Raw genomic sequence first — 20,324 nt, forward strand, 5'->3', positions numbered from 1 at the left:
CCCCTTGATTATGGGCCCCTGCCCACGCGGCAACCGGGCCCTCCCCAGGATTCCCCCCTGCTGGACGCCAGGCGCGTTGGCAGGCGGACATCGAAGGGAGGGATGACACGCGGCGTTGGTGTGGTAGACGACAGCGCCATGCCCTCGCAGCCGTCCAAGGAACTTCAGACCTTCCCCAACCCCGCCGCCGATCGCGACTACGAAATCGTGTTCGACGTCCCGGAGTTCACCTGTCTCTGCCCGCTCACCGGTCAGCCGGACTTCGCACGTTTCAAAATCACCTACGTGCCGGACCAGAGCTGCATCGAGCTCAAGAGCCTCAAGCTCTACATGTGGGCGTACCGCAATGAGGGGGCCTTCCACGAGAAGGTCACCAACACCATCGCGGACGACATCATCAAGGCCATCCAGCCGCGCAAGCTCACCGTGGTGGGCGACTTCTTCGTGCGCGGCGGCATCGGCACCATCGTCACCGTCACGCACGACAAGTCCAAGCAGCAGGCCTGAGCCACCCGCCGGCCTCAGCGGGTGAGCTGCTCCACCAGCGGCGCCCACTGGGCCTGGGTGAAGTAGAGCCCGGTGCCCGCCGCCGTCATCAACGCGATGGCGGCGGCCAGGGCCCACCTCAGCTTCCCGCCCTGGCGGGAGCGCCCCGTGTCGAACACCTCCACCGCGGCGTCCAGCTCGTGCGGCCGCATGAGCTGCTGGGCCTCCGTCTCCGTCAGCTTCTGACGGTGGCGCAGGAAGGCCACCAGCAGCGCCGCGTGGGACACCTGCACCTCCTGCGCGAGGAAGACGTCCAGCTCACGGCGCATGGCGGCGGCGTCGGGGAAGCGGTCCTCCGGCCTCACCTCCATGGCGCGCTGGATGATGCGCACCAGCGGCGCGGGGACGTTGGGCGCCACCTTGGAGAGCGGCGTGTACTTGCCGTCGCGAATCTTCGCGAAGACCTCGCCCGCCGTCTTGCCGTGGAAGGGCCGCGCGCCGGAGAGGGCTTCGTAGAGCAGCACGCCGAGCGAGAAGATGTCGGTGCGGCCATCCACCGGCACGCCCGTCACCTGCTCCGGGGACATGTACGACGGCGTTCCCACCGCCATGCCCTGCTGGGTGAGCGCCTCCATGCCCACGTCCTTGGCGATGCCGAAGTCCATCAGCTTCACCTCACCGGACTTGGTGAGCATGACGTTGGCGGGCTTGAGGTCGCGGTGGATGATGTGGCGGAAGTGCGCGTGGTCCAGCGCGCTGGCGATGCGCGCGGCGATGACGCCGGTGACATCCGCTGGCAGCGGGCCTTCCTTGATGAGCGTGTGGAGGGTGGGGCCGTCCACCAGCTCCATCACCATGAAGAGGCTCTCACCCTTCTCCACCATGTCGTAGAGCGTCACGATGTTCTGGTGACGGAAGGCCGCGAGCGCGAGCGCCTCGCGCCGGAAACGCGACAACGTCTCCCTGTCGCGCTGGCCATCCGGGAGCAGTTCCTTGATGGCGACTTCGCGCTGCAGCATCTCGTGCAGGCCTCGGTACACCAGGGCCATGCCACCACGTCCCAGCTCTCCGAGTACGCGGTAGGCACCAATCTTCCGATGACGAACGGGCTTCGCAGCAGGGGGCACGGCGCGCAGGCTATCGAAGCAGGCGCACAGCGTCGATGGGTGGAATGTGGCCGCGCGCCGCCGGGCCGGGTCCGAGCATTCATGTCCTGGCCCCGCACGATGAAAGCCCGTCTCCTCCTCCCCGTTCTCGCGCTCTTCACCTTCAGTGGCTGCTTCCACCATCACCACTACGACTCGCGTCCGCCCAAGTCGAAGAAGTCCAAGCGGAGCAGCAAGCACTGCCACCCGAGCCAGTACTGGGACGGCACCGAGTGCAAGCACAAGGGCAAGGGCAAGGGCGCGCGGAAGCACGACGGGCGCTGACGACTCGTGGCGGGACGGCCCCCATGTCACGGTGAGGCTGTCCCGTCGAGACGCTGGGAGCGGTAGGGTGGAAGGCGCTCATGCGCGCCGAAGCCTCACTGCCGCCGTTGGCCGCTCCTGGCGTCCGCCTTCCCCTCAACGAGGTCCGTGAGGAGCGCGTCACCCTGCTCGACGGCGGGACGGAGGCGTACCCGCGGATGCTGGAGGCCATTGCCACCGCGCAGGGGCGGGTGCACCTGGAGGTCTACACCTTCGAGCGGGATGGCATTGGCGCGAGGTTCCTCGAAGCACTGGTGGCGGCGGCGCACCGGGGCGTCGCGGTGAAGGTGGTGGTGGACGGCTGGGGCAGCATTGGCGCCAGCCGGCACCTCACGCAGACGCTGGAGGCCGCGGGGGCGAAGGTGCGCGTGTACAACCCGCTCACCTCGCTGTGCACGGGCCGCTCCTGGCGCAACCACCGGAAGATTCTCCTCGTCGATGACTCGGTGGCGTTCCTGGGAGGCATCAACATCGGGGACGCGTACGCGGCGAATGGGAATCAGCCCGGCTGGGCCGACCTGGCGCTGGAGCTGCGAGGTGACATCTGCCAGCAGTTGGGGGCCACGCTGCACGCGGGGGCCTCCGCGCTGGAGTCGGGCGCGGTGAAGTTGTTCCTGTCCGGCTTCGCGGGTGGGCACCGGCTGCGCAAGCGGTACCTCCAGGCGATTGACGGCGCGGAGCACGAGGTGGTGCTGGCGCACGCGTACTTCCTGCCGGACAAGGGCTTCATGCGGGCGCTCAAACGCGCCTCGCGGCGAGGCGTGACGGTGCGGCTGATGCTGGCCGGGCGCAGCGACGTGGTGTTCGCGCGCGCGGCGACCATGCGGCTGTACCGCGACTTCCTGCGCGCCGGGGTGAGCATCCACGAGTGGACCGACTCCACGCTGCACGCGAAGGCGGCGCTGGTGGACGGAAAGAAGCTGCTGGTGGGTAGCTTCAATCTGGACCCGCTGTCGCTGGTGAACCTGGAGACGCTGGTGGAGGTGGAGGAACCCGGCGTGGCGGCGCAGGCGCAGCGGTGGCTCGACAAGCACCTGCGCGGCTCGCGGCGAGTGTACCTGGAGGACTGCGCTCGCTCCGGGCTCCAGCAGTGGCTGCTGGACATCGTGGGGCTGGCCGTCGCCCGCCTCGCGGAGCGCTTCGCCAGCTTCATGGGCCGGCGGCGGAAGCGGTAGCGTGTCCCCGTGTGTGCGTGGCCCCATGGCCCTGCACGGGAGGGGACATGCCGCGACGTCCGTGGATGGCGCTGGTGGTCAGTGGCCTGGTCGCCGGTTGCGCGGCGCGGCCGGAGCGCTACGGCTTCGACTCAGCGACCAGCGCGTGCCGGCAGAATCCGGCGGCGTGCGCGCGAATGGCGGGCGAGGAGGCCGTCCTCCCTGGCCCCCGGGCCCTGCGGGTGGCGGCCTCCATTGGCACCGCGGGCGGCGCGGCGCTGCGACTGCTGAAGGCGGAGGAGCGGGATGCCATTGAAGAGGCCCTCGCGCGTTGTGCCGAGGACGCCCGCTCGACCATCCTGCTCGAACGCTTCGGTGGCCGGAATCCGACCTCGGAGGAATGCAGGGAAGAGGTAGACCGAGATGCCCAAGGCCAGCCCGTCACCCGAGCCATGAAGCTGGGAATCGAGATGCACCGGATGGCGCTCGACTGCGCCTGGCGGGAGCTGAGCAAGCAACGCCCAGGAGGGTTCAGCGTGGAGCCGAGATACCATCGCGATCCGCGAACCCAGACCTGGGAAACACTCAGCGACAAAGAGGTACAGGCGCTCGTGCAGCAGGGCCGCGGCAGCGAACTGAAGGGCTCGCTCATCCCCGATGTCGTCATTCACGCGGGAAGCCCCCATCAGGCACTCGTCGTGTACGACTTCAAGTTCCCCTGCCTGGGCGATGACCCATCGAAGTGGAGGGTCTACCCCAGAGGACATCCGCACGCGGGCCGAACGCAGAAGTTCATGTACGAACTGGCGGTGGGTGCGCGAGCCTTCCGCATCATTCCCCGGTGGGGAGTCCTGCCATGACCGAGCACTACCCTCGCCTTCGCGTCCATGCCCGCAATGGGCACCTCGTCCTTCGGGAAGGACTGAACATCTGCTTCTACATGCATCGGCCGCATGCCGCCGTGGCGCAGCATGTCCTGCATGCCCTGGAGACCTTTCGGGAGGCGGTCGGCGCTGACGTCTTTGGCAGATATGCCGATTCAGAAGGGGACTGGCACCCGCTGGATGCGTCGGGCTGGCAGCACGTCCAGAGCGACCTCCAGGCCGATGACTGGGCCGTGGTCCGGCTCCAGAGCGGTCCCCACGAGGAAGCGATTCACGCGTTCGAGTATCACGGGAAGGACCTCCAGGCCGCCGCCACCGAAGCCCCAGGCGCCGTCTCCGCGCTGGGATTCTGGTTGCCCACTGAACGCCTGGAGGCCTGGGGTCCCCAACGCATTCGCGAGCTCGCGCTCGAACTGGCACGACCGCTGCCCTTCTGCTCCGGACACGCGGGCCTCTCGTTCAATGGGGAGCTCGACCTCGTGGGCGTCGAGCAGCAAACCGATGCGTGGCGCTTCCGTTACCCGGGGCTCGACATCATCGACCTGGGAGGGCTCTCCTGGAAGCTGGGCACGCGACTCCGAGGGCCTTCCTGGCTCACCTTCCTGGGCCAGCCCGTGCTGGACGAACTGAACGGTGTCATGGGCCTCCAGGCTCGCCTGGGCGCGGCGAGCACCACGGTGCAGGCCCTGGATGACGGTCGAGCCGTCGTCACGCTCGGGGAACGGCCAGAAGCCGGGGATATGGACCAGGGCGACAGGCTCCCCGCCTATCGCGAACTGGCCCGTGCGCTGGAGCCTTGGATGTATCGCGAGGAGCACCTGCTCGGATTCGGAGCGGAAGCGCAGCGCCGCTGGGAACGCCGCTTCCTCGACTGAGCAACCGATACAGGGCTGTCACTCGCTGAAGCGAGGGGCCAACCTGCCGGTGCGGTTCCCGCTGCGATTACCACCGGAGCCCCGTAGACTCCGGCGAGAACCACCCATGCCTTCTCGCCCCACTCCGCCCGTCCTCGCCGCCATTGACGTGGGCACCAACGCCGTCCGTCTGGAGTTGGCGCGGCCAGACGCCGACGGCGCGCTCGAAACGCTGCACCAGGAACGCGACGCCATCCGCCCGGGAGAGGGCGTCTTCGCCACCGGCTCCATGCCGGAGGAGACGGCCGAGCGCCTGCTGGCCACCCTGCGCCGCTACGCCGCCCTCTGCCGCCGCCACAAGGCCCAGGTGCGCGCCGTGGCCACCAGCGCCATGCGCGAGGCCAAGAACAGCACCGACATCGTCCGCCGCGTGCGAGAGGAGGCCGGCCTCAACCTGGAGGTCGTCAGCGGAAAGGAAGAGGCCCGCCTCATCTGCCTGGGCGTGCTCCACCGCAAGCCGTCCCACACGCGCTCGCTCCTCATCGACATCGGCGGAGGCAGCACCGAAATCGCCACCGCCATGGGCGAGAAGCCCGACAACCTCTGGAGCCTCGCGCTGGGCTCCGTGCGCCTCACCGAGGTCTTCGACGCCTCGCGCACGGTGCCGCCCCGGCAGCTGCGCCTCATGCGCAGCTTCGTCTCGGACGTGCTGCAAAAGACGCTGCCCCCCACGGTGCCCAACGTCCCCCGCGTGGCGCTCGGCTCGTCCGGCACCATCAACGCCGTGGTGTCCTTCGCAGCCGCGGAGAACAGCGGCAACGCCACCGTCCGGCAGCTCACGCAGACGGTGGACACCCTGGCGCAGATGCCTCCCGAGCGCCGCCGCAAGCGCTTCGACCCGCGCCGCGCGGACATCATCGTCTCCGGCGCTGTCATCCTGGAGGGCGTGGCCAGGCACCTGGGCGTCGAGTCCGTCAGCGTCGTCAACCGCGGCCTGCGCGACGGCATCCTCGTGGACCTGCTCTACCGGCAGGATGAGCACCGCGAGGACCACAGCCTCGCGGACGCCGCCCTCGCCCTGGGCAAGCGCTTCTACTTCGACGAGAAGCACGCCCGCCAGGTCGCCCGGCTGTCACTCACCCTGTTCGACAACCTGGCCGCCCTGCACCAGTTGCCGCTGTCGGTGCGCTCCCACCTGGAGGTCGCCGCCCTCCTCCACGACGTGGGCCACGCCGTCAGCTACGAGCGGCACCACAAGCACACGTACTACCTCATCCGCCACGCCGACCTGCCGGGCCTCGCCGACCGCGAGCGCGAGCTGGTGGCCCGCGTCGCCCGCTACCACCGGCGCAGCCCGCCGGAGCTGACCCACGCCGGCATGGCGGGCCTCAACCCGGCCGAGGCGAGGACGGTGCGCAAGCTGGCCACCTTGCTGCGCGTGGCCAACTCGCTGGACGTCAGCCACCACCAGCCCATCAAGGACTTCAAGGCCACCAACGGCCGCGATGGCGTGGCGCTGCACCTGCACACCCGGCACCCCGTGGACCTGGAGCTGTGGAACGCGGACCGAGAGGTCGTGAACTTCCGCCGCGTCTTCGGCAAGCGGCTCACCTTCCACGTCCACCAAGCATCCAGCGGCCGCTAGCCCCCGCTCCCCCGGCCGTCGGGCAGAAGAGGGGGCGGCGCTCGCTTTGCCCTCACCCGGGGCGATGCCCAGGCTCCAAGTCACGCGGGTCTGCGTCCGCGCAGGCCCTTTTCGTCTTGGGGCCCCGAGGGGGCAGGAGCGCGCGCAATGAAGGCTGTCGTTTTCCATGGGATTGGGGACATCCGGCTCGACGACGTGGAGGAGCCGCGAATCGAGAAGCCGACGGATGCCATCGTCCGCCTGACGGCGAGCGCCATCTGCGGCACGGACCTCCACATGATTCGCGGCACCATGCCGGGCATGAAGCCGGGCACCATCCTGGGCCACGAAGGCGTGGGCGTCATCGAGGCGCTGGGCGATGACGTCCGCAACCTCAACATCGGCGACCGGGTGGTCATCCCGTCCACCATCGCCTGTGGCAACTGCTCGTACTGCCGCGCCGGGTACCACGCGCAGTGCAACGACGCCAACCCCAACGGCCCCAGCGCGGGCACGGCCTTCTTCGGCGGTCCCCAGGAGACGGGGCCCTTCCACGGCATGCAGGCGGAGAAGGTGCGGGTGCCCTTCGCGAACGTGGGCCTGGTGCGCATTCCCGAGGGCGTCAGCGACGAGCAGGCCATCCTCATCTCCGACATCTTCCCCACCGGCTACATGGGCGCGGAGCTGGCGGAAATCAAACCCGGGGACACCGTGGCGGTGTTCGGCTGCGGGCCCGTGGGCCTCTTCGCCATCGTCAGCGCGAAGCTGCTGGGCGCCGGCCGCGTCTTCGCCATCGACTGCCACGAGGACCGGCTGGACCTGGCGCGGGCCCAGGGCGCCGAGGTCATCAACTTCGAGGAGGAAGATCCGCTCGAGACGCTCAAGCGCCTCACCAACGGCATTGGCGTGGACCGCGCCATCGACGCGGTGGGCGTGGACGCCATGCATCCGCACCACGGCCCCGCGGCGAAGAAGGCCCACCAGGAGAAGGCCGAGTTCAAGCGCGAGGTGAAGGAAGCCGCCCCGAAAACGAATCCCAAGGGTGACAACTGGGTGCCCGGTGACGCGCCCGCACAAGCCCTGATGTGGGCCGTGGAGGGACTGGCCAAAGCCGGCACCCTGTCCATCATCGGCGTCTATCCGGCGCAGGTGCGCACGTTCCCCATCGGCATGGCGATGAACAAGAACCTCACGATGAAGATGGGCAACTGCAACCACCGCAAGTACATCCCCAAGCTGCTGGAGCTGGTGCGCACTGGCGTGGTGGACCCCACGGCCATCCTGTCCCATGTGGAGCCCATGGGCAGCGCCATTGACGCGTACCGCAACTTCGACGCGCGCAAGCCCGGCTGGGTGAAGGTGGAGCTGGAGCCCACGCAGCTCCAGTAGGGCCCCGAGGCCCACACCGCTCACGCGTCCAGCAGCAGGCACGAGTCTCCGAACTCGTGCCCCAGGTAGCCGCGCGCCTCCGCGTGCGCGGCCACCTCCTGGAGCAGCGGCAGCGGCGCGAAGGCCTGGAGCAACGCATGGTGGTGGCTCCCCGGCTCGTGCACGCCGGTGAGCAGGCCGTGCACCAGCCGTGGCACGAAGCCCGGCCCCAGCAGCAGGTCCGTCACCTCTTCCCCCGCCACCAGCCAGCCGCCGTGCCGCGCCGCGCGGCCCTCCAGGGCCCGCACCACGGTGGTGCCCACCGCCACCACCCGCCCCCCGGAAGCGCGCGTGTGCAGGATGGCCTCCACCGTGGCGGCGGGAATGTCGGAACGCTCGGGCCGAGGCAACGCCGCATCCAGCACCGCGTCTCCCGTGGAGGACAGCCCCGCCGCGTGGGTGAGCGAGGCCAGCCGCACGCCCTGCTTGCGCAGCGTCAGCAGCACGCTCCAGGAGAGGGGCAGCCCCGCGGAGGGCGCCTCCACGGACCAGGGCCGCGCGCCATACGCCGTCTGCACATGCCACAGCGACAGCGGCGCCTCCATGTACGCGTACTGCACCGGACGCCCGCTCCGGTAGAGCCCGGACCAGAGCGCCGCCCCCGTCTCGTCGAAGGCCACGCGCAGCAACCGGGGAGACGGTGGCAGCACCGCCACCACCCGCGCCTTCAGGCCTCCCACCACGAGCCCCGCGCCCACGGCCAGCACCGGCGGCGGTGGCCGGTCCTCCGTGCGCCGTCGCCAGTCCCCCGCGCCGAAGAGCACCCCTGTCCAGGTGCCGTCCGGCTCGCGTGACAACAGGCGCAGCTCGATTCGCTCTCCGGACTCCGTTCGCCCCACCAGGGACGCGGGCAGCGTGGCGGCGTCGTTCACCACCAGCAGGTCCCCGGCGCGCAGCAGCGACGGGAGGTCCGCCACGCGGGTGTCGCGATAGCGGCGAGCGCGCGGCTCCACATGCAGCAGGCGGCCCTCCTCGGGGCGGTCCGCGGGCCAGCGCGCGGGCTTCATGCGGCCTCCAGCTTCGCCGCCTCCAGGCGGGCGCCCGAGGACACCGACTCCGACTGCCACGCCACCCACTCCACGAGCCGGGCCGCCACCGTCTCCGGGCGGCTCAACTGCGAGTAGTCCCCATCCGGCACCGCGTCGCGGTACATCCGCGTGTCCATCTCCCCGGGGTCCACCGAGACGAAGCGCACGCCCGTGCCCTCCAGCTCCGCGGCCCAGACGCGCCCCAGGTGTTCCAGCGCGGCCTTGGACACGCCGTATGCGCCCCAGCGGGGATAGGCGGACACCGCCGCATCCGAGGTGATGTGCATGACCAGCCCCTTGCCTCGCACCGCCATGTTCCCCGCCACCGCCTTGGTGAGGCGGAAGGGGCCCACCACGTTGACCTCCAGCACGCGCTGCAGGTCCTCGCAGGCAGTGTCCAGCAGCAGCGGCAGCGGTGTGGGCCCCAGCGTGCTCGCGTTGTGGACCAGCACGTCCAGCGGGCCCACCAGCGCGGTGGCCGCGCCCACCATCGGGTAGATGGCCTCCTTGTCCCCCACGTCGTAGGCCAGCGCGTGTGCCTCCAGCCCCTCCCAGCGCAGCGCCTCCGCGACGGCCTCCATCTCCGCGGCATGACGCGCCACGCCCACCACCCGCGCGCCTCGGCGAGCCAATCCATTCATCAGCGCCAGCCCCAGTCCCCGGCTCGCGCCCGTAATCAGGATGCTCTTGTCGATGCGAATCATTCGTGCGTTCTCCTTGTGACGGGAGATACACGCCGCTCTCCATTCTGTTGGCATATGGTCCAAGGGCTTGGCAGATTGCCAATCCATGAACGACGATGACCTGCCCGGCAGACTGGCCCGCAACATCCGTTCCCTGCGCGAGGCGCGAGGCGCCACACAGGCGCAACTGTCCCGGCTTGCGGGCGTGCCGCGCGCCACCTGGGCCCATCTGGAGTCCGGCGCGGCCAACCCGACACTGTCCGTGCTGCACCGCGTGGCCGCCGCGCTCCAGGTGTCGCTGGAGGAGCTGATTGCGAAGCCCCGCGCCAGTGCCCGGCACTACCCACGCGCCACCCTGCCCGTCCGGACGCGTGGTGGCGGCATTCTGCGCAAGCTGCTGCCGGACCCGCTGCCGGGCATGGAGTTCGACCGCGTGGAGCTGCCGCCGCAGGTGCGCATCACCGGCGTTCCGCACACCCCCGGCACTCGGGAGTACCTGGCGTGTGAGTCGGGGGAGCTGGTGCTCGTCGCCAGTGGGGAGCGCTTCCACCTCCAGCCCGGGGACGTGGTTGTCTTCCGGGGGGACCAGAAGCACTCGTACGAGAATCCTGGAGCACGAACGGCCGTGGGTTACTCGGTCGTCCTGCTGGCGCCTTCGATATGAGTTCGCCGGAAGCGCCTGCCCGGGGAGGTACACTGGGGCCCATGGCGCACCTCTCGCGAGTCCTCACCGTCGTCCTGGGCGCCGCGCTCGGCGCGCTGGGGGCCTGGGTGTTGATGAAGCCCGCATCACCGTCGCTGCCGGACACGCCGTCCGTCGTGCAGCAGATGCGGGACGTGGCACGGCTGGAGACGCTGGAGGTCGCGCTCTACAAGAAGGTGACCTTCACGCCGGAGCCCCAGGCCACGGATGCGCTCTGGAAGGACGTGCTGAACTGGGCGCGTTACGCGCTCCAGAATCCGCATGGCCGCGCCATCGTCTTCGCGAACGCGCACCTGGGCTTCGACTTCCAGCGCTTCGACCGCTCTCATCTCCAGGTGACGGGCACGCGCGTCTACGTGGTGCTGCCGCCCATGGAGGTGAAGGTGGAGCTGCGTCCCGGCGAGACGGAGGTCATCGACTCCAACCTGGACAGCGAGCAGACGGCGCAGTTGCTGGAGAAGGCCCGCCTCGCCTTCGAGCAGGAGGTCCGCTCGAACGGGAAACTCCAGCGGCGGGCGCGGGAGTCAGCGGAGCGTTCGCTGCGGGCGCTGCTGCTCACGCTGGGCTACCGCGAGGTGCTCTTCGTGGACCACCTGCCCGCGGGCACGGCGGGCTGAAACCGCCTCACACCGCGGACAGACCCTCTTCCGTCAGACGGAAGGTGCCCGGGATTCCATCCGGCGAGGGCACGAGTCGCGCCAGCGCCTCGCACGCGGCGGCATCCGACTCGCGGCAGACCAGCACCAGCTCCCGCCGTCCGAGGGCCACGCGCAGGGGGCCCTCTCCCGCGAGCAGGGCCAGTTCCTTGCACTGCGTTGACAGAAGTAACCGCGCGGCGTCGTGGCCATCCCCCTCCGCGACGGCCCAGAGTCCGGAGAGGGCCTCCGCCAACCGGACTTCCCCCTGGTCGACGAGCACGGGCCGCACCGGAGCCAGACGCGAGGCGAGGTTGCTCCATGCCGCCGCGTCCGCCGACTCCGGCGTAAGTCCCGCGGGGGCCAGTGCGGCTTCGGGCAGGTAGCGCACGAACTCCGCGTCCTCCAGCACGTAGAAGACTTCCAGACCCGCGGGACCGGGCCGGTGCAAGGCGCCCACGGCGCGCGCCGCGAAGTCCGCTGGGCGCAGCACCGGACGCAGCCGCGCTTCCAACGCCGCGACCTCCGCGCTCAGGCCCGAGGACAACCCGCCGAGCCGCGCCGCCAGCGCATCCGCGTAGGCAGTGAGCCCCTGCGTGCCCGGGGACTCCTGGTAGGCCGCGTACAGCGAGCCCACGTCCACGCGTCCAACACCGCCCGTGGCGAGCTTCACGAGCAGGTCCTTCCCCTGCCGTCGGAACGCCACCCGGGCGCGGCCGAGCGCAGCGGTGAGCGCGGCGGTGAACTCCGGGCGCAGCACCTGCTCCTGGGGAACGGGCGGGGGCGGCAGGTCCACGGACTCCAGCTCCTCCTTCAGCAGCCGCGCCTCGGCGTCGAAGGGGTCGCGAGCCAGCGCATCCGCGACATAGGCACGCGCCTTGTCCGCTTCACCGCGCCGCAGGCCCAGCACCGCGAGCACCTTGAGCACCTCCGGGTCTCCTGGCGATTGGGCCAGGACCTCGGTCAGCAGCCGCTCCGCGTCGCCATGGCGCTCCAGTCCGAGCAGGGCCCGCGCCAGTCCCAGCCGCACAGGCAGGTCGCGTGGGAAGTCCCGCCGCAGGCTCTCCAGCAAGGGCAACGCCTCACGCTCAGCGCCCGCGTTGATGAGGGCGTGCGCCAGGGCCAGGCGCAAGGCGGAGCCGGTGCCACGCTGCGCCTCGGCACGGAGCAGGGCCAGCTCCGCGTCGCTCAGAATCTCACCCGCCTCCACCTTGCGGCGGACGCGCTCCAGGTCCAGGGGGGCACTCACTGGTGGGACTCTAACGACCATCTCGGCGCTGGACGATAGGTTCCCCAAACCATGCGAACACTCCTGTCACTCTGGCTACTGCTGCTCACGGCACCGTGGGCAGGCTGCGCGTCGGCTCCACAGGCGTCCACCCAGCCGGCATGGAACGGCGCCGAGGAGGCGTGCGCCACGCCAGATGAGGACCAGTGCGTCTCGCTCTTGTGCATGGGAGACGCCTGTGGCTTCTACCGGTGTCAGGACCTGGACGGCGCGGTGGAGCTCGCGCGCTTCCCACCGGCTCGCCCGCCCGCGGCGGTCGCGGCTCCCGGCAGAGGCCCCCGGAGGCACTGGGGCGGAGGACAGCACCTGCCTCGGGGCGCCGTCATGGTGTTCCCCAACTGGAATGGCGCCCCTGAGCGCTTCTTCTCAGCGCCACCTCGACTCACGCCTGGGCGCTGGGAGAAACACCACATCTTCCCGCAGGCAGAGGACCTCGCCCGCTGGTTCGAACGGCAGGGAGTGAAAATCCACGACTACACGATGCCCATTCCACGCCACGTCCATCAGCGAATTCACCGGGGCGGCGAACGCGGCGGCGAGTGGAACAGGGCCTGGCGTGAGTTCAAAGACGCGAACGAGGGTGCGACCCCAACCGAGATTTTCAGACACGCAGGGGAGCTGATTCACCGCTTTGAGCTCATGGGCGGTCCCATCCAGCCCTACTATTCTCGCCCTGGAGCATGAGGACGAATGACGCGTTTCTTCTGGCTGCGCGAAGACTCGACGGTGCAAGCCCACACCAACGGCAGCCTCAACGCCGCGCACAAGTGGGGGCTGCCGGGCCTCGCGGGATGCCCGGGCTGCGGTGAAACCTGGGCCAGTTCAGGACACCAGTATCCCGCCGTTGATTTGTCCGTCCTGCCCGAGCAGAGCGCCTTCTTGAAAGCCAGGCCTGAGCCATTCACCGAGTTCTCACGGCTCCGGGAGCTGGTACGGCCCCTGGCACCGCCAGGTGCCCTGCTTCCCCCGGGGACGACGTTCGGCCCGTTGGTGGGAACCGCCTCCGGGCGGTTCGGTTCCTTCGCCTGGCTGGGCAACAGTCTGCTGCTGATTCGCCACGAAGAACTGGAGCGACTTCGGGAGGAAGGCATCCGCGGGCTGCTCGGCGCGCGAACAGCGCTGCGGTTCCGGCAGAAGGACGCCCCCGAACTCCTGGAGCTTCAGCTCGACCCGCGTGGCCAACTGCACGCGGACTGCATGCCTCCCGACCTACCCCCCCGGTGCGCCACCTGCGGACGCCTCGGGTTCCGTCGACCCGACGAGCCCATCCTCGACGCGGCCTCGCTCCCAGCGGACGTGGACCTGTTCCGGGTGGGCAACTTCGCCACGATGATTGTCGGCACCGAGCGATTCATGGAAACGGTGCGCCGCCTGGAACTGGACGGAGTCTCGTTCCGCGAGCTGCCCACGCGCTGACAGGCGCGTCCTTCAGTGCCTGCTCGGCTGCTGCGGCTCCTGCATCGACATGGGCCGGCCCATGCTGGCCTCGGGCGCCTCGTCCTCGAGCATCCCACGAATCATCTCGCGCAGCTCACCGGAGTCCTCGTGGCCGTGCGCGGAGACGGCGTGCGAGATGGCCGCCTGGAATACCTCGTCCTCCTCGCCCGAAATCGTCAGCGTGCAGTGGGTGTCACTGGGCGCCTTCCGGCAGTCCATCGTCTTGCGTGACATGGTGGTGTCTCCTCCTCTCTCAGAGGTGGACACCGCCATCCAGCGCCACAAGGGAGGGACAGGCAGCCAGGGCCCGGCTGCCGTGCCCACCATCACACCTTCCACCTCAGCGCGCGTTGAGCGTGGCCACGAAGAACGCACTCCGCTCGCCGAACAGCCGCGCTGACACCGCATCGAATTGCTGCTGCGCCTCGGGCGTCTCGAAGTACTGGTCGTTCCACGAGCCCATGCCGCCAAACACATCGGACAGCAGATAGGCGAGCAGTCCACGCAGCTTCTCCTCGGACATCCCCAGCGACTGGAGCAGTCCCAACGAGCCCAGCCTGTCCTCGAAGACCTGCACCGGCCGCCCGTCGAAGCCCGCGGCCTTCACCGCCTCCAGGTAATCCGGCACCCGCTCCGGTGACAGCTCGTCGTAGCGCGGCGCCTGCCCTTCGAGCGCGAAGAGCGCCAGCTTGAACGCATCCGCGAAGTTCGAGCCCTGCGCGGCCGAGAAGGCAACTGCCTCCTGCAGTGCCTTCGTGAAGCCACGCCGCGCCTCGTCCCAGGAAGGCCCCTCGGACACGGGCGCGGGCCCGGCCGCCAGTTCGTGAAACAGGTACATCTGGTACACGTCGGGATTGGGCTGCAGGCGCAGCAACTCCTTGCCCGGAATCCGCCCCGGGTCCTCTTCCCGAGAGAACGCAGGCCGGACGCATCCGCGCAAGGACTCGGGGATGACCAACTCCGCGCCATGGGCCCGGGCCGCCTGCTGCAACGCCAGCATCAGGTTGCCGGTCAGCATCGACTGGAGCCCATCTGGCGCCATCGTCCGGAGCCGGGCCTCGAACCCCTCCGCCGTCACGGGAGGCTCCCCCTCCGCCAGGAACGCGTTCTGGTCCCGGGCGATGCGCGTCCAGGCATCCGCGGCGAAGGACTGCGCGGCCACCAGGTCAGCGAACTGCTGGGGCGTGGTGGTGTCGGTGAGGAGGAGCTGCTCCTCCGACGGGACGAACTCCGCCTGCTGCTCGGGAGACAGCATCTCGCGAAACAGTGCGTCCGGGTCGCTGGTGTAGAAGCAGGCCCGGAGCGCGTCTGGAATCGTCACGTCCGCGCCGTGACGGCGAAGGGTGGCCTGGAGTTCCTCCACCAGGTCCCCGCCGCGCAAGTCGTAGTGCACGAACCCGTCCGGCGAGGCCAGGTAGTCCGGCACCTCCGAGGCCGGCACCGCGGGCCGGTCGTTGAGCTGGTTGTTCTCGGAGATGGACTCCGCCCAGGCCTCGAAGACGCGGTCCGCGTGCGACTGTGCACGGGCGAAGTCCACGAGCTGCCGCGCGGTGAGCAGGTGCGGGCGGCTGGAGTGCATTCGCAGGAGGAAGAGCGAGGACGCCCCATCCGAGGTCACCTCCAGCACCACGCCTCCCGAGTTGGCGAACGCGGCGGCGATGTGCGCGGGAAGCGCCTCGGACGAGGACGCGCCGAGGTCCACCACGCGAACGGAGCGCCCCCCACCTTCCTTGAACGAGTCGAGCCACGCGGCGAGCGGGAGCTCACGCCCATCCAGGAGCCGCACCCCCAGGGAGTACGCTCTCGGCACCTCGAGCCGCCGCAGCGCCCAGGACTCGCCCAGCTCCTCTTCCAGCGCCTCGAGCCGCTGAGGCCACCGAGCACGGTCCTCCCGCAACAGCGAGGACACCAGCACCAGGCAAAGGTCATCCACCCGCACGCACTGCCTCCGGGAAAGGACGCGGCGGGAAGCGCCGCGCCGGAGACCAGACAAAGCACGGCGACGGACGGATGCAAACACGTCACGGCTCCGCCCGCGCCAGGACGGCACGCGAGCGAAGCCGCGTCAGGCGAAGCGACGGCTACTGCTTCGGCTTCGGCTCGCCGTGGGTGTAGATGTCGTAGCCGATGCCGCCCAGGCTCTCACGCTCAGGCGTGTCCTGGTCGAACTGCACGACCTCCAGGTGGTAGGGCTCCGGCGTGGCGTCCGCCGAGCGCTCGAAGAACATCCGCAGCTGGTGCTCCTCGCGGAAGCCCAGCGGCAGCTCGTGGAACACGCCCCCTTCCGGAGACACGACCTCGAACTCGCCCTCGCGCAGCATCTTCATGCCCTCGGCCTTGCCGCCCGCCTCCACCCAGCGCTTGAACAGCTCGTCCGGCAGACGCACGACGACACGGCCGCCATTCCCCGGGAAGGGCCGCTGCCGGTCCGTTTCCGGCACCCGCACCGCCAGCCGCAGCGCCCGGATTCCCTCGTGCACGTTGCGCACGATGAAGTGGACCTCCTCGCTGCCGGACTCCAGGTCCACGATGTTCACGTTGCGCCAGATGATGTTGTTGTTCTGACGGACGTTGGCGTCGACGTTCGTCGTCTCGGTGAACGACATGGGGTCGGATGCGGACTCCCAGCGCGCCACCAGGCAGTAGTGGCCCTCGCCGGGCAGGCTGCTCCACGGCGCCTGGACGATGTGCGTGTCGGGCGTGAAGCCGTTGACGGCGACGTCACCGAACTGCGTCCAGTCCGTGGGCCAGGCCAGACCGGTGGAGGCGTTGGCGTAGTACAGCTTGAGGCGCCCCGAGGCGCCCGGACGGGGCCCGCCGTGCAGCTTCACGTAGGCGTAGTTCGTCGCGCCCAGCTCGGGGTTCTGGTGGACGTGCGGGTTGGCGACGCCGTCCGGGTTGCGGCGAATCCAGATGTACGGGCTGGCCCACATGTCCTGGCCCGCGGTGGCGGGGTCCGGCTCCAGGCCGGTGTCGGACCAGGTGTCGCGCATCCAGACGTCATACGGGTCCGGGCAGGTGGCGCTGCGCAGCGCGCACTGAGGCAACAGCGAGCCCAGGTGGGAGATGATGGAGGTGATGGGCACGCCACGGTTGGGGCAGTTGGCGCAGTGGTGCAGCGCGACGACGCGGTGGTCGGAGTTGGCGATGACGGGAGAGCCGGACGAGCCACCCTGGGTGTCCGCGTAGTAGCCGATGTCCAGCGGGCCACCCGGCGAGCACGCGGGCCGGTTGAGGGCGAAGATTTCCGCGAAGCCCGAGGCGTCCGACGCGTGCGTGGAGTTGCGGGCGATGTGCTTGCCCCAGGCGGCGGGGTGCTGGGGAATGTAGATGCGCTCATCCACGAACGCGGTGGTGTTGCGCAGCTGGAGGTAGCCGTAGGTGGCCGTGGGGTTGGTGGGCAGCCGCACCAGGGCGTAGTCCCGGGGCGCGTCCACGGCGATGAGCGTGGAGCTCGTGGCCACCACCGTGCCCGGACAGCCGAACCAGCTGTTGCAAGCGGAGGTACAGGCGCCGCCCTCGGCCATGAACTCGAAGTCGGTGTTGAGCGCGTCCGAGGTGTTGGCGATGCAGTGCTCGTTGGTCATCACGTGGCCCTGGTTGCCCACGAGCCAGCCCGTGCAGGCCCCGCTGCCGTTGATGAGCAGACGGGCCACCGCGCGCGAGTGCTTGTACTGACGCGGGTCCGATGTCTGGTAGCAGCGCGCGTTGCGCGAGTCGTCCGGACCGCAGAGGGCCTTGTTGTCCAGGTCCTCGCCCAGCGCCGCCAGGTTGGCGAAGCCGCGAGCGAACCGGTCGATGGTGTAGCCGGACTTCGCGTGGCCGCCCGTGCTCCACAGCTCGACGATGGCGACGTCACCGGAGATGTGACCACTCCAGAAGCCGCCCCTCACCGGCGCGTTGCCCTCGCCCTTGCCGAAGCCCTCGTAGCGGTACTCACGCGAGCCGTCTGGCGCGCGGACGATGACGTAGTCCCCCGACGCGAGCGCGAACTGGCTGAAGTGCGGCGCGATGTACGTGGCACCCGGGCTGCTGACGCGGTCCGTCCAGGCCAGCTCGGCCTTGGCGCGAACGCCCTCCGGCCGCGCCTTGGGCTGACGTGACTTGAAGGTGGCGACGACGTCCTCGCCCACCTTCACGCGCCCCTGGGCATCCCGCTGCAAGGGAGGTTGTGACGTGCGGCCCTCGCAGACCGCGCTCTCGTCCGCCATGGCACCGCCGCCGGCCAGCATCATTCCGGCCAGCAACAGGCCTCTCAGATTGAATCTCACGCAGCACCTCGTGGGGGGTGGCAACCACCGGGGGTGGACGCCCGAATCAGGACCGCGGGCACCGGCGGGCCCGCGGTCCTGGAGCAAGCGGCGAGCCACACTCGTGGTTCTATCCACACAAGGAGATTGCGATGGGGAAGCACCCGCTCCCCTCGGACACGGGCCCATCCCGGCGGAACGGGCTTCGCGATGTGACCCGCACCGCAACACTTTGAGTGAAAGTGTAACGCCGCGGGCTACCGGCCCGCCTGAGGCACCCCGTCGTCCTGTCCGCTGCGCTCAGGCGGGTGGCGCGAAACCAGTCGACGAACCGTTCTCGGAAGCGACGGTGTCGGACTGCCCCAGGAAGTCATCCAGCGCGCCCACGTCGATGGGCTTGCGGAACACGGCGTCCACCAGCGCGAGGTTGGAGCGGTTCTGTCCACGCACGTCCATGCCGGTGACGATGGCCAGCAGCGCCTGAGGGGTCTTCTTGCGCAGCTCGCGCGCCAGCTCCCAGCCGCTCATCTCCGGCATCACCGCGTCCAGCAGCGCGGCGTCGTAACGGCGCCGGTCCCACATCCCCAGCGCCACCGCGGGGCTGTGGGCCACCTGGACCTCATAGCCTTCCTCGCCCAGCACCTCCGCCATCATCCGCGCGTTGTCGAGGTCGTCATCCACCACCAGCACGCTGCGCGTCTGCTGGAAGCGCCGGGGCCCCGTCGGCCGCATCAGCTCCGCGCGCGACGGCTCCGGACGTGGCGCGGTGGACACGGCGCCTTCATGCACGCGGGGCAGGCGCACCACGAAGGCCGTGCCCGTACCCGAGGCCGGAACCTCCGCTGTCAGCTCGCCGCCCCAGCGCTCCACCTGTGCCCGCGCCACCGCCAGGAACAGGGACAACTGCGGCGCGCTCGCGTCCCGGCGCAGCGGGTCGAACAGCCGCGCCAGCTCATCGGGCGCGTAGGGCGTGCCCTCGTCCTCGATGCGCAGCGTCAGCCACGAGGCGCCATCCGTGCGAGTGGAGACGTGCAGCCGGCCTCCGGCCTCCATCCGGTCCCGCGAGACGAGCAAGAGGTTCACCACCAGCTCGCGGAAGAAGCCCGTATCCGCGCGCACGTTGCCGGGGTCGCCCAGGTCCAGGTCGACGTACACCGGGTGCTCGCGCTGCTCCAGCTCGCCGCGCGCCAGCTCCAGCGCCTCGCGCACCGTCTGGTCCACCGGGACGTCGGTGGGCTGCTCCTGGGTGCGCTGGATGTTGAACTCCTGGAGCCGGGCTACCAGCTCGCCAATCTGCTGCACCGTCTTGTCGAGCGCCTCCAGGTGCTCGGGCTTGAACTCGCGTTGCAGCAGGGTGATTCGCAGCCGCAGCACGTTGAGGAAGTTGTTGAGCGCATGCGCCGCGCCGCTGGCGAGCTGTCCCAGCGCCTGCTGGCGGGTGCGCTGGAGCAGGCGGCCTTGAAGCCTGCGCAGTTCCCCGTGCGCGCTCTGGAGTGCCTTCGTCTTGTTCACCGCTTCCGTGCGGTCGGTGAAGGTCTGGATGGCGCCAGCCAGCTCGCCCTCCTCTTCCCAGACGGGCGTGGCGCTCAGCTCCAGCGCCGCGGTGTCGCCGCCGGGGCGCTCCACCACCATCATCACCCCACGCACGGGCCCCTTCTCCTTGAGTGCCCGCAGGAAGGGCATGTCGGCCAGCTTGAAGGGTTCACCCGTGAGGTGGCGCGCGTTCACCTGCGTCAGCACGGGATTGATGGTGTTCGCCGCCCGCCCCCCCACCACCGCGCGCATGGGCACCCCCATGAGGCGGCTCACCGGCGGCGTGGCGAAGGAGACGGTACCGTCCACCTCCGCCAGCATGATGCCCACGTCCACCTGGTTGAGCACCGACTCCATCACCGCCGCTTCACGAAAGCGCACCTCCTCCGTCTTCAGGATGCGCGCATAGGACGCCTGGGCCGCGGCGTCCGCCTCCCACACCAGCTCCGCCACGAGCTCCGCCACCTGGGGCTCGATGAAGCCACCGTTGCGGCGCGCGTAGACGTGGAGCATCACCTCTTCCAGGGACTTGAACTCACGCGTCAGGTCCTCGGGGTCGAAGTTCTGGGTGTAGCGGAAGGCGCCGTGCGGGCGGACCACCTCCGGCCAGAGCCGGACGACGTCGTCGGGCCGGTCCCTGAGCAGGCGGGCCAGCTCGTCCAGCAACCGGCGCAGCGGGGCGCGCAGGTCCCTGCCGGGGACCTCCACGTCATATGTCTCCGCTCGCAGGCGCTTGGCCCACAGGCGCGCCAGGCGCTCGCGCTCCTCCTGGAGGAGGTGGGACAGGGCCTGTATGGGATTCACGTCGGGCACGTTCAAGTCAGCAAGCTGCACACGCGCGCCCGCCATGGCCACCCGTGCGCCCGCC

The 20,324-nt window shown here is 69.8% G+C and carries 19 protein-coding genes; 11 read left to right on the forward strand and 8 right to left on the reverse strand.

Features of this window, described 5'->3' with window-relative positions:
• Nucleotides 1-138 precede the first annotated feature (138 nt).
• Nucleotides 139-507: a preQ(1) synthase gene (queF, locus tag FMP39_RS26160; protein WP_026113840.1), complete on the forward strand. Its 369-nt coding sequence runs from the start codon at nucleotides 139-141 to the stop codon at nucleotides 505-507.
• A 14-nt stretch (nucleotides 508-521) separates the two neighbouring features.
• On the opposite strand, the gene FMP39_RS26165 is transcribed toward queF, so the two are convergent.
• Nucleotides 522-1,535 carry a serine/threonine-protein kinase gene (locus FMP39_RS26165; RefSeq protein ID WP_255508242.1) on the reverse strand — a complete coding sequence of 338 codons (1,014 nt, stop codon included), beginning with the start codon at nucleotides 1,533-1,535 and terminating at the stop codon, nucleotides 522-524.
• Nucleotides 1,536-1,712: 177 nt separating this feature from the next.
• Here FMP39_RS26165 and FMP39_RS26170 point away from each other — a divergent pair, with 177 nt between their 5' ends.
• The 6 genes from FMP39_RS26170 to FMP39_RS26195 all read left to right on the forward strand — a co-directional run bounded on the left by FMP39_RS26170 (nucleotide 1,713) and on the right by FMP39_RS26195 (nucleotide 7,860).
• On the forward strand, nucleotides 1,713-1,916 hold the full coding sequence (locus FMP39_RS26170) for a hypothetical protein (protein WP_225909537.1): 204 nt from the start codon (nucleotides 1,713-1,715) through the stop codon (nucleotides 1,914-1,916).
• A gap of 80 nt (nucleotides 1,917-1,996) precedes the next feature.
• Nucleotides 1,997-3,130: a phosphatidylserine/phosphatidylglycerophosphate/cardiolipin synthase family protein gene (locus tag FMP39_RS26175; RefSeq protein WP_141592892.1), complete on the forward strand. Its 1,134-nt coding sequence runs from the start codon at nucleotides 1,997-1,999 to the stop codon at nucleotides 3,128-3,130.
• A gap of 47 nt (nucleotides 3,131-3,177) precedes the next feature.
• Complete coding sequence (locus FMP39_RS26180; RefSeq protein WP_228558342.1) at nucleotides 3,178-3,969, forward strand: hypothetical protein; 792 nt, start codon at nucleotides 3,178-3,180, stop codon at nucleotides 3,967-3,969.
• Nucleotides 3,966-4,868, forward strand: a complete 903-nt coding sequence (locus FMP39_RS26185; protein WP_141592893.1) for a DUF3396 domain-containing protein — start codon at nucleotides 3,966-3,968, stop codon at nucleotides 4,866-4,868. The genes FMP39_RS26180 and FMP39_RS26185 overlap by 4 nt, the downstream gene beginning before the upstream one ends.
• Before the next feature lie 106 nt (nucleotides 4,869-4,974).
• Nucleotides 4,975-6,492: a Ppx/GppA phosphatase family protein gene (locus FMP39_RS26190; RefSeq protein WP_141592894.1), complete on the forward strand. Its 1,518-nt coding sequence runs from the start codon at nucleotides 4,975-4,977 to the stop codon at nucleotides 6,490-6,492.
• 147 nt (nucleotides 6,493-6,639) lie between these two features.
• Nucleotides 6,640-7,860 (forward strand): zinc-dependent alcohol dehydrogenase, encoded by a 1,221-nt coding sequence (locus FMP39_RS26195; protein ID WP_141592895.1) that lies wholly within the window; start codon nucleotides 6,640-6,642, stop codon nucleotides 7,858-7,860.
• A gap of 20 nt (nucleotides 7,861-7,880) precedes the next feature.
• Here the strand turns inward: FMP39_RS26195 and FMP39_RS26200 are convergent, their stop codons facing one another.
• On the reverse strand, nucleotides 7,881-8,906 hold the full coding sequence (locus FMP39_RS26200; RefSeq protein WP_194858568.1) for an S-adenosylmethionine:tRNA ribosyltransferase-isomerase: 1,026 nt from the start codon (nucleotides 8,904-8,906) through the stop codon (nucleotides 7,881-7,883).
• On the reverse strand, nucleotides 8,903-9,631 hold the full coding sequence (locus FMP39_RS26205; protein WP_141592897.1) for an SDR family oxidoreductase: 729 nt from the start codon (nucleotides 9,629-9,631) through the stop codon (nucleotides 8,903-8,905). The genes FMP39_RS26200 and FMP39_RS26205 overlap by 4 nt, the downstream gene beginning before the upstream one ends.
• Before the next feature lie 85 nt (nucleotides 9,632-9,716).
• Between FMP39_RS26205 and FMP39_RS26210 the strand changes: the two genes are divergently transcribed.
• Entirely contained in the window at nucleotides 9,717-10,274 is a 558-nt protein-coding gene (locus FMP39_RS26210) for a helix-turn-helix domain-containing protein (RefSeq protein WP_141592898.1), read from the forward strand.
• Between the two features lie 41 nt (nucleotides 10,275-10,315).
• Nucleotides 10,316-10,930: a DUF4230 domain-containing protein gene (locus tag FMP39_RS26215; RefSeq protein WP_228558343.1), complete on the forward strand. Its 615-nt coding sequence runs from the start codon at nucleotides 10,316-10,318 to the stop codon at nucleotides 10,928-10,930.
• 7 nt (nucleotides 10,931-10,937) lie between these two features.
• Here the strand turns inward: FMP39_RS26215 and FMP39_RS26220 are convergent, their stop codons facing one another.
• Entirely contained in the window at nucleotides 10,938-12,218 is a 1,281-nt protein-coding gene (locus FMP39_RS26220) for a tetratricopeptide repeat protein (RefSeq protein WP_194858569.1), read from the reverse strand.
• Nucleotides 12,219-12,248: 30 nt separating this feature from the next.
• On the opposite strand from FMP39_RS26220, the gene FMP39_RS26225 reads away from it, so the two are divergent.
• A complete protein-coding gene (locus FMP39_RS26225) occupies nucleotides 12,249-12,920 on the forward strand; it encodes a TIGR02269 family lipoprotein (protein WP_141592901.1) in 672 nt (223 codons plus the stop codon).
• A gap of 6 nt (nucleotides 12,921-12,926) precedes the next feature.
• Nucleotides 12,927-13,652 carry a double-CXXCG motif protein gene (locus tag FMP39_RS26230; protein WP_141592902.1) on the forward strand — a complete coding sequence of 242 codons (726 nt, stop codon included), beginning with the start codon at nucleotides 12,927-12,929 and terminating at the stop codon, nucleotides 13,650-13,652.
• 12 nt (nucleotides 13,653-13,664) lie between these two features.
• Here FMP39_RS26230 and FMP39_RS26235 read toward each other — a convergent pair whose 3' ends face one another.
• The 4 genes from FMP39_RS26235 to FMP39_RS26250 form a co-directional block, all read right to left on the reverse strand.
• Complete coding sequence (locus FMP39_RS26235; RefSeq protein WP_140867475.1) at nucleotides 13,665-13,907, reverse strand: DUF1059 domain-containing protein; 243 nt, start codon at nucleotides 13,905-13,907, stop codon at nucleotides 13,665-13,667.
• 106 nt (nucleotides 13,908-14,013) lie between these two features.
• Complete coding sequence (locus FMP39_RS38585; RefSeq protein WP_305036080.1) at nucleotides 14,014-15,606, reverse strand: hypothetical protein; 1,593 nt, start codon at nucleotides 15,604-15,606, stop codon at nucleotides 14,014-14,016.
• Between the two features lie 148 nt (nucleotides 15,607-15,754).
• Nucleotides 15,755-17,944, reverse strand: a complete 2,190-nt coding sequence (locus tag FMP39_RS26245; protein WP_228558344.1) for a serine protease — start codon at nucleotides 17,942-17,944, stop codon at nucleotides 15,755-15,757.
• A 279-nt stretch (nucleotides 17,945-18,223) separates the two neighbouring features.
• Nucleotides 18,224-20,311, reverse strand: coding sequence for a response regulator (locus FMP39_RS26250; RefSeq protein WP_368667077.1), 2,088 nt, complete (start codon nucleotides 20,309-20,311; stop codon nucleotides 18,224-18,226).
• Nucleotides 20,312-20,324 lie beyond the last annotated feature (13 nt).

The organism is Myxococcus sp. AB056 (assembly GCF_006547365.1).
GTDB lineage: Bacteria > Myxococcota > Myxococcia > Myxococcales > Myxococcaceae > Myxococcus > Myxococcus virescens.